This window comes from Rathayibacter oskolensis (assembly GCF_900177245.1).
Classification (GTDB): domain Bacteria; phylum Actinomycetota; class Actinomycetes; order Actinomycetales; family Microbacteriaceae; genus Rathayibacter; species Rathayibacter oskolensis.
In genome coordinates, this window is record NZ_FXBM01000002.1 from 543,292 (window position 1) to 557,428 (window position 14,137).

Genomic DNA, 14,137 nt, shown 5'->3' on the forward strand with positions numbered 1-14,137 from the left:
GGCCGCGCGCTACGCGCGACCCTGGAGGATCAGGTTCCAGTACACCCACGGCAGCACGTAGCGGTCGGCGAGGTAGGTGAGGCGGCGCTCCTTCGCGAGTCCCTTCCAGAACGGCACGGTCGGCTTCGGGCGGTAGCGGTCGTCGAACTCGGCGAAGACCACCGTCCAGCGGGAGACGACGAAGGGGCACACCGAGTAGCCGTTGTAGGTCTGGGGCAGCGGCCTGCCCTTGCGCGCGGAGACGAGGTTCTTCGCGAGGGTCGTGGTCTGCTGGCGGAGTGCGCCGCCGGACTTCGAGTTGGTGGTGGCGGCCGCGTCGCCGAGCGCCCACACGTCGGGGTACCGGGGGTGACGGAGCGTCAGGGGGTCGACCTCGACGAAGCCGTCCGGGTCGCCGTCGACCCCGAGATCCGAGCCGGCGAGCCAGTCCGGAGCCGACTGCGGAGGCACGGCGTGCAGCACGTCGTACGAGAGCACCTCGCGCTGGTCGGCCTCCGCGCGCGAGGTCCTGTCGGGACCGAGGAGGGCCGTGCTGCGGTCGCGCCCCGCGATGACGATCGTCCGCTCTGCCGCGTCGACCTCGACGAGCTCGCGGTTGTAGCGGACGTCGATGCCGTACTCGCGGACCTTGCGCTCGAGCTCGCCGTCGATCAGCGGCATCCCGAAGAGCGTGGGTGTGGGCACCACGAGCACGACGTGGATGTCGGCGAGTACCCCCGTCTGACGCCAGTAGTCGCACGCCAGGTACATCGGCTTCTGAGATGCTCCCGAGCAGGTCCCCGGGCCGCTGGGCTGGGTGAAGACGACCGTGCCGGAGCGGACGTCGCGCAGCACGCTCGACGCCTTGCGGGCGTAGTCGAACTCGTAGTTCGAGACGCCGACGGGCGACTCCATCGCCTCGACGAGCCCCGGGACCGACGACCAGTCCTTCTGGATGCCGGGGCACACGACGAGCTGCCCGTAGCCGATCGTCCGGCCCGACGCGAGGGTGACGGTCTTCGCCTCGGGATCGATGCTCCCGGCGCGGTCCTTGATCCAGGTGACGCCCTTCGGGGTCACGGACCCCTGCGGCCGGGTCGCCTTCGAGGCCGGAGCCGTCCCGCCGGCGATGTGCGAGAACATCGGCTGGTAGAGATGCGTCTCCCGCGGCTCGATCACCGCGACGTCCGAGATCCCGTAGCGGCGCAGGCGCCCCGCGACCGAGAGCCCCGCGTTCCCGCCCCCCACGATCACGACGTCGTGTGCCTCGAAACCAGCGCCGGTAGCAGTCATCCGTCAACCCTAGGGCGCGCGATTCCGATCGATCGGAACGGACGGACGACTACCGCCGCGGCCCGTGAAGCGGTAGGCGCATCAGCTCGCCTTCAGGGCCTCGCGCAGGCTGACCCGCGATCCCATGCGCAGCAGCGAGTTCGTGTAGATGGTGCTCGCCACCGCCATCACCGCGCCGGTCGCGGCGACGAGGAGCGCGAGGGAGACCAGCGGCTCCCACCACTCCGCCTCACCGAAGAACAGGCGCACGGGCATCGCGACGGGGGCGCTGAAGGGGACGTACGACAGGATCGTCATGATGAGCGCGTTGTCGCCGAAGAACACGACTCCGAAGTAGGGGACCATCACGAGCATCATCGCGGGGGTCATCACCGAGCCCGTGTCCTCCTGCCGCGACACCAGTGCGGCACCGGCGGCGAAGACGCTGGCCACCAGGACGAAGCCGAAGACGAAGAACACCACGAACCAGATCAGCGGCGCCGACAGCAGATCCAGCAGCTCGGTCTGACCCGTGATCGCCAGCCCGAGCGCCGACGCGGCCGCGATCGCCGCGGCCGTGCCGACTCCGATCACCGAGTTGCCGAGGATCTTGCCGGCCAGCAGTGCGCGCGCGGGGACAGCGGCGAGCAGGATCTCGACGATGCGCGACTGCTTCTCCTGCACCGTGTTCTGCATGATCGTCGCGCCCGAGCCGATCACGGCGAGCATGAAGACGAGCCCGAACGCCAGTCCGATGAGGGTGCGCAGACCGGAGGGGGTCTCGGAGGGATCGAGGAGCTCGACCGCGGGACTGACCGAGAGGGCCGAGACCAGGCCCTCAGGGGCCTCGTCGAGGGCGACGAGCGAGAAGCCGATCGCCGAGTCGTCGGGGACGAGCGCCGCATCGACCGATCCGGAGCGGACCAGCTCCTCCGCCTCACCCCGGGTCGCGACGTCGGTGACGTCGAGAGCGTCGGAGTCGGCGACGGCGGCGGTCACGGAGCCGACGACCGCCACCGGGGTCGCCTCGGCCGCGCGGTTCCCGAGCACGCTCGAGAGCACGATCCCGCCGATGACCAGCGCGAGCGTGATCACCGTCGAGATGAGGAAGGCCTTCGAGCGGACCTGCGAGAGGATCTCGCGCTCGGCGACCAGGAGCGTCGCGCCCCAGGTGCCCAGGCGGGCGTCGCCCGCGCTGCCGGTCGTCGTGCTGCTGCTGCTGCTCATCAGGCTGCCGTCACCTTCTCGTCGGCGCCCGAGGGCGCGGTCACCACGATGTCGCGGAAGATCTCGCCGAGCGTCGGCCGCACCGGCCGGAACACCGACACCGTTCCCCGCTCGACCGCCGAGCGGAGCACGACGTCGGCGGCCGCGGGGTCGGCGTGGAACAGCGCGGTCGTGCCGGCGAGCTCCTCGACCTCGACCCCCGGTACGCCGCGGACCCAGCCCACGTCCGCGCTCGTCTCGAGCGCCCACCGGTCGCCCGCGTACTGCTCGCGGAGATCCTCCCGCGAGCCCGCCGCCTTCACCCGGCCGCCCGCGATGATCACGAGGTCGTCGCAGAGGCGCTCGACCACGTCGAGCTGGTGGGAGGAGAACAGCACCGGGATCCCGCGCGCCGCGTGCTCGGCGATGACCGCGACGACCTCGTCGACGGCGAGCGGATCGAGGCCCGAGAAGGGCTCGTCCATGATCAGGACGTCGGGGTCGTGCACGAGCGCCGCCGCCACCTGCACGCGCTGCTGGTTGCCGAGCGACAGCGCCTCGAGCTTGTCGCGCCGGCGCTCGAGGAGGCCGAGGCGCTCGAGCAGGTCGTCCGCGCGCTGCACGGCGGTGGCCTTGTCGATGCCGTGGAGCCGGGCGAGGTAGGCCAGCTGCTCGCCGATCTCCATCTTCGGGTAGAGGCCCCGCTCCTCCGGCATGTAGCCGAAGCCGTGGAGTGCGGCCTGGCCGACGGGCGCGCCGTCGAGCGTCACCGTGCCGGAGTCCGGCCGCAGGACGCCCAGGATCATCCGCATCGTCGTGGTCTTGCCGGCCCCGTTGCCGCCGACGAAGCCGGTGAGGCGCCCCCGACCCACATCGAAGCTGACGTCGTCGACGGCGCGATGGCTGCCGAAGCTGCGACTGATGTTCTGCACGCTGAGCATGTAGACCTCCTCGGTCCGGGTTGACGTCTCCACGCTACGAGCGGGACGCGCCCACCGCTTCCGGCCCGGGGGTGACGTCGCCCCTCCGTCTCGAGGCGGAGTCCTGCGACGGAGGCGTCAGTCGACGAGGCCCGACCGGTAGGCGTAGGCGACGGCCTGCACCCGGTCGCGGAGCGACAGCTTCAGGAGCACGTTCGAGACGTGCGTCTTCACGGTCGCGCGACCGACGACCAGCCGCTCGGCGATCTCGTCGTTCGACAGCCCCTGCGCCATCAGCCGGAGGACCTCCGTCTCGCGCCTGGTCAGCTGATCGGGCACCGCTCCCGTCGGCACGGCCGACGGCCGGGACCTGTCGAGGGCGACGGCCCGCTCGATGACCGCGCGGGTCAGCTCGGGCGCGAGCAGAGCCTCCCCGGCGGCGATCGCCCGCACGCCGTAGACGAGCTGCTCGGGAGGGGAGTTCTTCAGGAGGAATCCGCTCGCTCCGGCGTCCAGCGCCGCCAGCAGGTAGTCCTCGCGCTCGAAGGTGGTCAGCATGAGCACCCGGGCGGTCTCGGCGGGGTCGGCCAGCATCCGCCGCGTCGCCTCGAGTCCGCCGATCCCCGGCATCTCGACGTCCATGCAGACGACGTCCGGGCGGGTCCTCGCGACGACCAGCAGAGCCTCCTCGCCGCTCGAGGCCTCACCCACGACGTCGATGCCGGCCTGCGCCGACAGGATGGTGCTGATCCCCTGCCGCATCAGGGCGTGATCGTCGACGAGGACGACCCGGACGTCGCTCATACCCGGACCCCCAGGGGCACGGACACTCGGACGACCCACCCGGACCCCGAGCGCGCCGCCGCCTCGAACGTGCCGTCGAGGGTCGCCGCGCGCTCGCGCATCCCGACGAGGCCGAGGCCGCCGCTGCGCTGACGCGGGCCGGGGCGGCCGAGCCCGTCGTCGGCCACCTCGAGCTCGACCGCGTCGTCGTCGTACCGCACGGTCACGCTCGCCCGGGTGCCGGGGCCGGCGTGCTTGAGCACGTTGGTCAGCGACTCCTGAGCGATGCGGTAGAGGTTCAGCCCCACGAGCGGAGGCACGTCGAACGGCTCGCCCACCCGCTCGAGCGAGACCCGCAGCCCCGCCGAGACGGCGTCCTCGACCAGGGCTTCGAGGGAGTCGAGGCCGAGGGAGGCGGTGACCGGCCCGATCGCGGACTCCTCGTCGCGGAGGGTCCCGAGGAGCTGGTAGAGCTCGCCGACCGCTGCCCGCGAGGTGGCCTCCAGCGCCTCCAGCTGCTGCTGCGCGCGCCCCGGATCGGTGCCGAGCAGCGTCCGCGCCGCCGCGGCCTGGACGCCCATCAGCGACACGTGGTGGGCGACCGCGTCGTGCAGCTCGCGGGCGATGCGCAGGCGCTCGATCGTGATCGCCTGCCGGGCGACCTTCGACTGCTCGTCCTCGAGCTGCCGCGTGCGGTACTCGGTCAGGGCCCGCTGGCGCGCCGACGACCAGGCGTGGTCGCCGAACCACCAGGCGCCGGCGAAGTAGAGCAGGTTGATCAGGACCTGCTGCAGCATGTAGGCGGCGACCGGGGTGAGGGCGCCGATGCCCTCGCCGTCGAAGTCGAGATCCTGCGTGCTCGCGCGGAAGAAGGTGATCATCAGCCAGACGCCCATCACGGCGACCAGCACGCCGCGCGCCCAGCCGGCCCGCGACCGGTTCGGGTCCCACGCCCCCACGCTGTACAGCGCCATGAAGAGGGCGATGTTGGTGATGGTGGCCTCGGGCACGCTCAGCTCTCCGGCCAGCACGAACGCGGCGCCCGTGACGGCGAGGACGGCCCCGGGCTGCACGCGACGGAACGCGAGCGGGAGCGTCACGAGCGCGAGGAGGCCGATGCTGAGGACGGGCTCCGCGGGATCCGGCCACAGGCCGATCGCCCGGCCGAGCACGAGCGAGAGGATGCCGGCTCCGAAGAGGGCGGCGGCGGTCGCGGCGTCGACCCGCCGCTGATCGGCGCTCGCCGGAGACCGCTGCCACGCGCGCGAATCAGGATCCACTGTCATCTCCCGCCCAATCTAGCCGCGGGGCGGTGACGCCGGACCAGGATGCGGCGGGCGGTCAGAGGCGGGCGAGCATCACGCGGGCGAGGAGGAAGACCCCGTACATGATCAGCCCCACGCCGATGAGCGCGAGCACGATCGTGCCGTAGGGCGGCACGGCGAGGAACCGGAGGGCGCCGTCGAGGCCTGTGGCGCTGTCGGCGTCGCCGGTGAACGCCGCGGTGATGAAGATGCCGCCGGCGATGCCGATCGCGACTCCCTTCGCCACGTAGCCGGTGGTGCCGAGGGTCGTGACCACGCGGCCGCGACGGCCGTGGGGCACCCGGATCAGCTTCCGGAAGCCGCGCCGGATCCCGATCGCGACGAAGCCGATGCCGGTGCCGAGCACGATCGCGCCGGTCAGGCCGAGGACGATCACACCCGTCGTGCTGGCGACCAGCTCCTGATTGACGGTCCTGATGGTCTGCGAGGAGCTCGTCGAGCCGCCCAGGGCGAAGACGAGAGCGGTCGCGGCGAGTGTGAGCGAGGCGAGCCCCTTGCCCGCTTCGACGACGCGGCGCCCCCAGCGGGTCGTGCGGCTCGTGCTGTCCGACCGGCCGCCGAGGGTGAGCTGCCAGAGGCCGAGGGCGAGCACGGCGCTGAACGCGAGCCAGGCGGCGGAGCTCCCGAGGGGTGCGCTCGTGAGTCCCGCGATCGCACCGGAGGGGTCCGCCTCCGCCGTCGACGTGTCGCCGAGCGCGAGCCGGATCGCGATCGCGCCGATGACGAGGTGCAGCAGACCGTTGACGGCGAAGCCGAGTCGCGCGAAGCGGCGGAACCGCCGGACCCGCGAGCGCGGCTGCGGGATCGGCAGGCTGTCCGTCGACACACTCCACTGTCTCACGGCGCGCTCCGGCGCCCGCGCGCATCCTGAGGCGCTCCGTCGTCGCGGGCCGCACCCCCGAGTAGCCTGGTGAGCCTCATGGCTGCCGACAACGAACCCACCGTCTCTCCGACCGACTCCCTCGAGGATCGACTGCGCGCCCAGGTCGCCCGCGAAGGCGAGCGGACCGTCGCTCTGCGCTCGGCCGCCCTGCTCGGCGGTGGCTACGAGGGGGAGGCGTTCCTGCTCACGGTCGGCGGCGAGCACGCCGAGGGGATCCTGAACGGTGCGCCCTCGCTGTACTGGCCGGAGCTCTGGGGCGCCCGCGCCCTGCTCTACGTCTGGGACGACGACGCCGCCGACGCCGTGATCGCGGGCCTGGCCAATGCCTCGTGGCGGGTCCGCGAGATGTGCGCCAGGGTCTGCACCGAGCGCGTCCTCGGTGGGCAGAAGAAGCTCGCCCGGCTCACCACCGACGCGCATCCCCGAGTGCGGGCGGCGGGAGCGCGGGCACTGCTCGCGGTCGCGCTGGCCGGCACGGCCTCGGGGCGCGACGAGAAGGGCGAGTTCGCGGCCAGTGTCGAGCAGACCCTGACCGCCATGCTCCGCGATCCCGACCGGGACGTCCGCCGGGCGGCCCAGCAGTCGGCGGATGCTCTGCGGGCGGCTCGGGCCCAGGCCGACTGACCGGAGCAGCGAGCCCTCGCGAGAGCGCGGGGCGGGTGCATCGTTCCTCCACAGGGGGCCGCGGGGGTCGATTCGTCTGGTGAGGGTGGTCGGGACGATGGCGTGTCGGTGGTCCCTGCTTCAATACCCGTATGACAGAGGTGGTTTCGGCGGGGGCGGTGCTGGAGGCGGTGCGTGCGCACGGCGATCGAGCGGCCGACCTCGCCCGTTCCGCGGCGCCGGTGCTGCTGGCCGCTGCGGAGGAGCTGTACGCGGGGTATCGCGCGGCGCTGGCGTGCCCGGAGTCGTTCGCGCGCGGCCTGTCGCGGAGTGAGTCGGACGTCCTGGTCGAGCGGTCGATCCGCGCGGAGTTCGCGGTCGCTCTGGGCGTGTCGGAGCGGGTCGCGTCGCGGGAGCTCGAGCAGGCGCAGCTGCTGATGGAGGACCTGCCGTTCACCCGGGCGGCGCTGGCGGCGGCGCGGATGCGGTGGGAGTCGGGCCGGCTGATCTGCGACGCCGCGGGCTCCCTGCCGGTCGCTTCCCGCGCTGCGCTCGACGAGCGCGCCGCGGAGCTGGCCGTGTCGATGACTCCGACCCAGCTGCGGCGAGCCGTCGCACGGTTGCGCGAGGAACTGCACGAGCAGCCACTCGCGCAGCGGCATGCTCGTGCGCGGGAGGATCGCGCCGTCTGGATCACGCCCGAGGTCGACGGGATGGCCACGCTCTGCGCCTACCTGCCTGCGCCGGCCGCGGTCGGAGCGTTCGACCGCCTCGACCGGATCGCCCGCACGCTGCGAAGCTCAGAAGACAGCGACAGCTCCGACAGCGACACCGCGACTGACGAGCGCACGCTCGCGCAGCTGCGCGCCGACGCGCTGGCCGATCTGCTCTGCGACGGCGACGTCGCCGGCACCACGCCGATCAGCGACGAGGAGACGACCTCGGCGACGTTCGTGCCGGGAGTGCGCGCCGAGGTGCGGCTCACCCTGGCTGCGAGCACCGCCGCGGGCCTGGACGACGCTCACGCCGACCTCGACGGGTACGGACCGGTCCCCGCCGACGTCGCCCGGGCACTCGTCGCGACGGGCGCCTCCTTCACCCGGGTCCTCACCGATGTGGACACCGGCGCGGTCGCCTCCGTCGGACGCAGTCACCGCGTCCCGCCGCCGCAGATGCGCCTGCACCTGCAGCTGCGCGATCAGACCTGCCGGTTCCCCGGCTGCACCCGCACCGCCGCCACCGCCGAGGCCGATCACACGATCGAGTGGCGGAACGGCGGCGAGACCGCCCTCCAGAACCTGGCCTCCCTGTGCGTCGGGCACCATCACGTCCGCCACGGCGACCGGTGGACCTACACCCTCCGCCCCGACGGGACCGCCGACTGGACGACTCCGACCGGCCGCCGCGTCACGACCCGACCACCCGTCCTCCCCGGCCGCCCACCCGAGCCGCGCCCACGACCACGGTTCGACGACCAGCCGCCGCCGTTCTGAGCGCGGACTCGACGCGCCCGCGACAACCCGGGTCAGGCGGCCAGGTGGAAGGTGCTCGCGAAGCGCCCGAGCAGCGCGCCCTGACCGCGCAGCACCTGCACCGCTCCGGAGGCGATGGCCCGGTCGGGAGTGAGCGCGCCCGAGATGAGGCGGTGCAGGCCGTCGCCGGCGTCGAAGGCCAGGTCGACGGGCGCGGCGGGCTCGTCGCCGCGCGAGACGGCGAGCAGCGGTCCGTCGACGCGGATCAGCAGTTCGGATCCGCCGAGCTGCGCCGCGTACGCGGTCGGCGGCAGCTCGGCCGCCACGAGCGGACGGAACGCGGTGCGCAGATCGACGGTCAACGACTCCGGAGTGACGACCTGCTCGTCGCGCGGGTCGCCGAGCGCCTTGAACCCCCAGGCGCCGAGCGCGAGCACGATCGGCTCGAGCTCGCGGCCGTAGTTGGTCAGCTCGTACACGATCACCCGCGAGCGCGGAGCCCGACGCAGGATCCCGGCCGCCTGCAGCTCCTTCAGCCGGGCCGCGAGGACGTTGCTCGGGATGCGGGGGAGCCCCTGGGCGAGCTCCCCGTAGCGGCGCGGGCCGACGAGCAGGTCGCGGACGATGAGCAGCGCCCAGCGCTCGCCGACCAGCTCGACCGCCCGCGTGAGCGCCGAGTACTGCCCGTAGTCGCGTGCCGCCATCGACCTCAGGCCTGCTCGGCCGTGAACGCCTCCGGGCCCTGCGCGGCGGCGACCGGGTCCATGTAGCCGAACTCGAGCAGGTTGCCGTCGGGGTCGGTCAGCTGCCGCTGGTACATGAAGCCGTAGTCGGCGGCGGGGCGCTCCTCCGTGCCGCCCGCGGCGAGGCCGGCGGTGACCGCCTCGTCGACCTCGTCCCGGGTGTCGACGAAGATCGCGGTCGTGACCGAGACGCTGGTGGCCGGGTCGCCGATCGGCCGGTCGCTGAAGGTCTGGAAGTACTCGCGCACCAGGATCATGAAGTAGCTGTGGTCCTCCTCGACCACGACGCACGCGGCGTTGTGATCGGTGAAGGCCGGATTGATCCGGAAGCCGAGCGCCGTGTAGAACGCCTTCGCGCGCTCGAGATCGGTGACGGGCAGGTTGACGAACATCGCGGTCATGGTGCTCTCCTCTTCGAGTGGGTCGGTGCGCCCATACTTGCTAAAAACAAGTGACTCGTCAAGGGCCTGCTGCACGATGCCTCCTCACTCAGAGGTGCGGCGCCACGTGCTCCGCGAAGGAGGCGGCCACGCGGTCGGCGACGGTGGCGAACGCGGTGTCCCAGATCGCCTGGTTGAAGATCTCGACCTCGACGTCGCCGGTGTAGCCAGCGGCCGCGACGGCCCGGGTCGGCTCGGCGAAGTCGATGACGCCGTCGCCGACGTGGTGCCGCGCCAGCAGCACATCGGCCGGCAGGGGCGTCGCCCAGTCGCAGACCTGGTAGCTCGCGATGCGGCCCTCGGCGCCGGCGCGGGCGATCAGCGGCAGCACCTCCGGATCCCACCAGACGTGGAACGTGTCGATCACGACGCCGACGGCGGCCGGCGCGAAGGGCGCCGCGAGGTCCAGCGCCTGCCCGAGCGTCGAGACGACCGCCCGATCGGAGGCGTACATCGGGTGCAGAGGCTCGATCGCGAGCTGCACGCCCGCGTCCAGCGCCGCCGGAGCGAGCTCGGCGAGCGCGTCCTGCACCCGGTCCCTCGCGCCGATCAGGTCGCGGGACCCCGCCGGGAGGCCCCCCGCGACGAGCACGAGCGCGGGCGCGCCGAGAGCCGCCGCCTCGTCGACCGCGCGGCGGTTGTCGTCGATCGCCGCCCGCCGCTCCGCGCCCTCGGCCGCCGTGAAGAAGCCGCCGCGGCAGAGGGAGGAGACGCGCAGGCCGCTTGCCGAGACGAGGCGCACCGCCGCGTCGAGGCCCACCTCGGCGACGGGCTCGCGCCACAGGCCGATGGCGGTGTAGCCGGCCGAAGCCGTGACATCGAGTGCCTCCGCGAGAGACGCGTGCTTGATCGTCGCCTGATTGAGCGAGAGCCGCGGATGGACGGTGACCGCGCCGGCGCTCACACCAGCACCGTGCGCACCGCGTCGACGCCGCTCAGGGCGAGCAGCTGCGTCCACCGCGCGGCGGCCAGCTCGGGGCGCTCGAGTGCACCGGCCTCATTCGCGAGCCGGACGATCTCGGAGAGGTGCGGGAGAGAGCGCGCCGAGTGCAGCCCGCCCACCATCGAGAAGGCCTGCTGGTGGCCGTTGAGCCACGAGAGGAAGGCGACGCCGGTCTTGTAGTACTGCGTCGGCGCCGCGAAGACCTGGCGCGACAGCGCCTCTGTGGGCCCCAGCAGGCGGCGGTACTCGGCGGTGTCGTCGCGGTCGAGCGCCTGGATCGCTGCGGAGGCGTTCGGCGCGACGGCGGCGAAGGCGCCGAGGAGGGCGTCGGAGTGCCGCACCTCGCCGTCCGGATCCGCGCCGCCCTCGATCAGGCCGACGTAGTTGAAGTCGTCGCCGGTGTAGAGCGTCGCGCCGCGGGGGAGCCGAGCGCGCAGGGCGATCTCGGCGTCCGCGTCCAGGAGCGACATCTTGATGCCGCTCACCGAGGCGAGGTCGTTCTCGATGATCCGCACGACGGTGTCCGACGCCTCCGTCACGTCGGAGGAGCCGAAGTAGCCCGCGAGGGCAGGGTCGAACGCGTCGCCGAGCCAGTGCAGGATGACGGGCGCCGAGGCCCGCGCGAGCACCGCCGCGTAGGCGCGCTCGTAGTCGGCCGCGGACGACGCCGCCCGGGCGAGATGCCGGCTGGCCATCATGACCACGCCGGCGCCCGCGTCCTCGGCGAAGGCGAGCTGCTCGAGGTAGGCGTCGATGACGCGCGTGAGCGGCACGACCTCCTCGGTCAGCTGGTCGGTGTTGACGCCCACGACGAGCGAGGCGCCCACGGAGGCGGCCTCGGCGGCGCTGCGACGGATCAGCTCCTGGGTCGCGGGCCAGTCCAGGCCCATGTTGCGCTGGGCGGTGTCCATCGCGTCGGCGACTCCGAGACCCCACGACCAGACGTGGTGCCGGAAGGCCAGCGTCGCCTCCCAGTCGACCTGGGCCGGGTGCCCGGGGACGTTCTCGCCGTGCACGAGCGGGACGACATGGGCGGCGGCGTAGGCGACGCGGGAGGCGAGCGGCGTCACCGGCCGCATCAGCGCGGGCGCCTCGGCGAGCTCGACCGCGCGGATCCCGCCGTCGCGCTCCAGCAGGGTGACGGCGGTCACGAGGCGACCTCGACGGAGGCGAGCGCCTCCGCATCCGCTGCGGCGTCGAGGGCGGCCACGTCGATCCGACGGCCCTCGCGGGACGACTCCAGGCCGAGCTCCGCCAGGCGGACTCCGCGGGCGCCCGCGAAGAAGTCGTACTCGTGGGGAGCGCCCTCGACGACGTGCCGGATGAACTGCTCCCACTGCGTCTTGAAACCGTTCTCGAAGACGTCGTTGACGGGCAGCTCCTGCCAGTCCTGCGCGTAGTCGTGGGTCTCGGGGAGGTCCGGGTTCCACGTCGGCTTGGGGGTCGCGACCCGCGGCTGCACCTTCGCGCCGAAGAGGCCGACGACCGCCGAGCCGAGGGTGCCGTCGACCTGGAACTCGACGAGCTCCCGCCGATCGACGCGGACCACCCAGGAGGAGTTCAGCTGCACCGTGACGCCGCCGGCGACGTCGAAGATCGCATAGACGGCGTCGTCGGCCGTCGCCGTGTACGGATCGCCCGCCTCGTCGACCCGGGTCGGGATGTGCGTGGTCGCCTTCGCGTAGACGCCCTCGATGGGTCCGAACAGGTTCTCGAGCACGTAGTTCCAGTGCGGGAACATGTCGACGACGATCCCGCCGCCGTCCTCGCTGCGGTAGTTCCAGCTCGGGCGCTGGGCGTCCTGCCAGTCGCCCTCGAACACCCAGTAGCCGAACTCACCGCGGACGCTGAGGATGCGGCCGAAGAATCCGGAGTCGATCAGCCGCTTGAGCTTCTGCAGGCCGGGCAGGTAGAGCTTGTCGTGCACGACGCCGTTCTTGACGCCGGCCGCCTTCGCGAGCTCAGCGAGCTCGAGCGCCTCGGCGTACGACTCCGCCGTCGGCTTCTCGGTGTAGATGTCCTTGCCGGCCGCGATGGCCTTCTTGATCGCGGGGACGCGGGCCTTGGTGACGAGGAAGTCGGCGTAGATCGGCCAGGCCGGATCGGCGAGCGCGGCGTCGAGGTCGGTGGTCCAGTGCTCGAGGCCGTGCTTCGCGGCGAGCTCGGCCAGCTTCGCCTCCGAGCGGCCGACCAGCAGCGGCTCGACCTGCACGCGGGTGCCGTCGGACAGCAGGACTCCGCCCTGCTCCCGGATCGCGAGGATGGAGCGCACGAGATGCTGGCGGTAGCCCATGCGGCCCGAGACGCCGTTCATGATGATGCCGATGGTGCGGGGCGTGGTCGACTCTGACACGGTGAGCCCTTTCGTGAGCGGAACGGAAAGCGTTTACCGCATCGTATGCGCCCGAGGCTGGTCGGGCAAGCGATTTCCCGCCGCGTTCGCGGCCGCCCTCTGCGAGCCGGAGGTGCTCAGGCGAGCCCGGGCGTGCTCTCGCGCACGACGACCGCCGTGGGCAGGACGACGGAGGACTCGGCGTCGGCCTCGTCGTCGAGGGCCATCGCGATCGCGCGGCTGCCGAGCTCGGCGAGGGGCACGGCCACCGTCGTGATCGCCGGGCTCACGTCGCGGAGGGTCGGGATGTCGTCGAAGCCGGCGACGCCGATGCCGCGCCCGGGTTCGATGCCCCTGTCGCGCAGCGCCGAGGAGGCGCCTATCGCCATCACGTCGTTCACTGCAAACACGAGATCGATGTCGCCGCCGTGCTCGTCGAGGAGCCGGAGCGTCGCCGCGTGCCCGCCGTCGCGGGTGAACGCGGTCTCGACGACGTGCGCCGGATCCACCGTCACCCCGTGCGCGGCGAGGCCGTCCGTGAAGCCCTGCATCCGGTCGGAGGAGGTGAGGAGGCTGGTCGGTCCGTGCACGATCGCGAAGCGGCGGTAGCCGAGTGCCACGAGCTCCTCGGCCAGAGCGCGGGCGCCCGCCCGGTTGTCGAGCTGGACCGTCGGGAACGGCAGCGACCGCTGGCTCAGCATGACGACGCGGCCGCCGGTGCGCTCGAACGACTCGAGCTCGGCGACGAGCGCGTCGCGCGAGGCCTCGTCGTCGAAGCGGCTGCCGGCGAGCAGCATCACGCGGGGGCGCCCGCCGCGCAGCGTGCGGACCAGGTCGAGCTCGCGGACCGGATCGCGATGCGTGACGGCGATCGTCACCACGAGCCCGGCCGCCTCGGCCGCGGCGAGGACTCCGGAGGCGATGCTCGAGAAGTAGGGGTCGGCGATGTCGCTGACCAGCAGCGCGACGGTCGAGGTCGTGCCCTTGGCCACGGCCTGGGCCGAGAGGTTGGGGGAGTAGCCGAGCTTGGTCGCCGCCGCGATCACACGGGCGCGGTACTCGTCGTTGACCTTGCGGGCACTGCCGTTCAGAGCGCGAGAGGCGGTGGCCAGCGAGACCCCGGATTCGCGGGCCACGTCGTGCAGGGTCACGGCCGCGGTGCGATCCCTCGATGCCATCGCTCACTCCTCGGCGGGCTGCGTGCCCGCTCCACGGTCGTCATTCTGCCACCCGGGC

The 14,137-nt window shown here is 72.6% G+C and carries 14 protein-coding genes; 2 read left to right on the forward strand and 12 right to left on the reverse strand.

Annotation, left to right across the window (positions count from 1 at the left end; all coding sequences use genetic code 11):
• Positions 1-9 precede the first annotated feature (9 nt).
• The 6 genes from B9Y99_RS11630 to B9Y99_RS11655 form a co-directional block, all read right to left on the reverse strand.
• The gene (locus B9Y99_RS11630) at positions 10-1,272 is read right to left on the reverse strand and encodes an NAD(P)/FAD-dependent oxidoreductase (protein ID WP_085476763.1); all 1,263 of its coding nucleotides are present in this window, start codon (positions 1,270-1,272) and stop codon (positions 10-12) included.
• An 81-nt stretch (positions 1,273-1,353) separates the two neighbouring features.
• Complete coding sequence (locus tag B9Y99_RS11635) at positions 1,354-2,478, reverse strand: ABC transporter permease (protein ID WP_085476764.1); 1,125 nt, start codon at positions 2,476-2,478, stop codon at positions 1,354-1,356.
• Entirely contained in the window at positions 2,478-3,398 is a 921-nt protein-coding gene (locus B9Y99_RS11640) for an ABC transporter ATP-binding protein (RefSeq protein ID WP_085476765.1), read from the reverse strand. Before B9Y99_RS11640 ends, B9Y99_RS11635 begins: the two co-directional genes overlap by 1 nt.
• Before the next feature lie 117 nt (positions 3,399-3,515).
• Positions 3,516-4,181, reverse strand: a complete 666-nt coding sequence (locus tag B9Y99_RS11645) for a response regulator (RefSeq protein ID WP_085476766.1) — start codon at positions 4,179-4,181, stop codon at positions 3,516-3,518.
• Positions 4,178-5,446, reverse strand: coding sequence for a sensor histidine kinase (locus tag B9Y99_RS11650; protein ID WP_085476767.1), 1,269 nt, complete (start codon positions 5,444-5,446; stop codon positions 4,178-4,180). Before B9Y99_RS11650 ends, B9Y99_RS11645 begins: the two co-directional genes overlap by 4 nt.
• Before the next feature lie 55 nt (positions 5,447-5,501).
• Entirely contained in the window at positions 5,502-6,326 is an 825-nt protein-coding gene (locus B9Y99_RS11655; RefSeq protein WP_165759605.1) for a DUF1206 domain-containing protein, read from the reverse strand.
• A gap of 78 nt (positions 6,327-6,404) precedes the next feature.
• Here B9Y99_RS11655 and B9Y99_RS11660 point away from each other — a divergent pair, with 78 nt between their 5' ends.
• Entirely contained in the window at positions 6,405-6,992 is a 588-nt protein-coding gene (locus B9Y99_RS11660) for a HEAT repeat domain-containing protein (RefSeq protein ID WP_244274886.1), read from the forward strand.
• 131 nt (positions 6,993-7,123) lie between these two features.
• Positions 7,124-8,464, forward strand: a complete 1,341-nt coding sequence (locus B9Y99_RS11665; protein ID WP_085476769.1) for an HNH endonuclease signature motif containing protein — start codon at positions 7,124-7,126, stop codon at positions 8,462-8,464.
• Positions 8,465-8,496: 32 nt separating this feature from the next.
• On the opposite strand, the gene B9Y99_RS11670 is transcribed toward B9Y99_RS11665, so the two are convergent.
• The 6 genes from B9Y99_RS11670 to B9Y99_RS11695 form a co-directional block, all read right to left on the reverse strand.
• Positions 8,497-9,147, reverse strand: a complete 651-nt coding sequence (locus tag B9Y99_RS11670) for a winged helix-turn-helix transcriptional regulator (protein ID WP_085476770.1) — start codon at positions 9,145-9,147, stop codon at positions 8,497-8,499.
• A 5-nt stretch (positions 9,148-9,152) separates the two neighbouring features.
• Positions 9,153-9,587 carry a VOC family protein gene (locus B9Y99_RS11675; protein ID WP_085476771.1) on the reverse strand — a complete coding sequence of 145 codons (435 nt, stop codon included), beginning with the start codon at positions 9,585-9,587 and terminating at the stop codon, positions 9,153-9,155.
• An 88-nt stretch (positions 9,588-9,675) separates the two neighbouring features.
• Positions 9,676-10,530 (reverse strand): sugar phosphate isomerase/epimerase family protein, encoded by an 855-nt coding sequence (locus B9Y99_RS11680; RefSeq protein ID WP_085476772.1) that lies wholly within the window; start codon positions 10,528-10,530, stop codon positions 9,676-9,678.
• Positions 10,527-11,720, reverse strand: coding sequence for a dihydrodipicolinate synthase family protein (locus B9Y99_RS11685; RefSeq protein WP_085476773.1), 1,194 nt, complete (start codon positions 11,718-11,720; stop codon positions 10,527-10,529). The genes B9Y99_RS11680 and B9Y99_RS11685 overlap by 4 nt, the downstream gene beginning before the upstream one ends.
• On the reverse strand, positions 11,717-12,883 hold the full coding sequence (locus B9Y99_RS11690; RefSeq protein ID WP_085477373.1) for a Gfo/Idh/MocA family protein: 1,167 nt from the start codon (positions 12,881-12,883) through the stop codon (positions 11,717-11,719). The genes B9Y99_RS11685 and B9Y99_RS11690 overlap by 4 nt, the downstream gene beginning before the upstream one ends.
• Positions 12,884-13,038: 155 nt before the next feature.
• Entirely contained in the window at positions 13,039-14,079 is a 1,041-nt protein-coding gene (locus B9Y99_RS11695) for a LacI family DNA-binding transcriptional regulator (protein WP_085476774.1), read from the reverse strand.
• Positions 14,080-14,137: the final 58 nt, after the last annotated feature.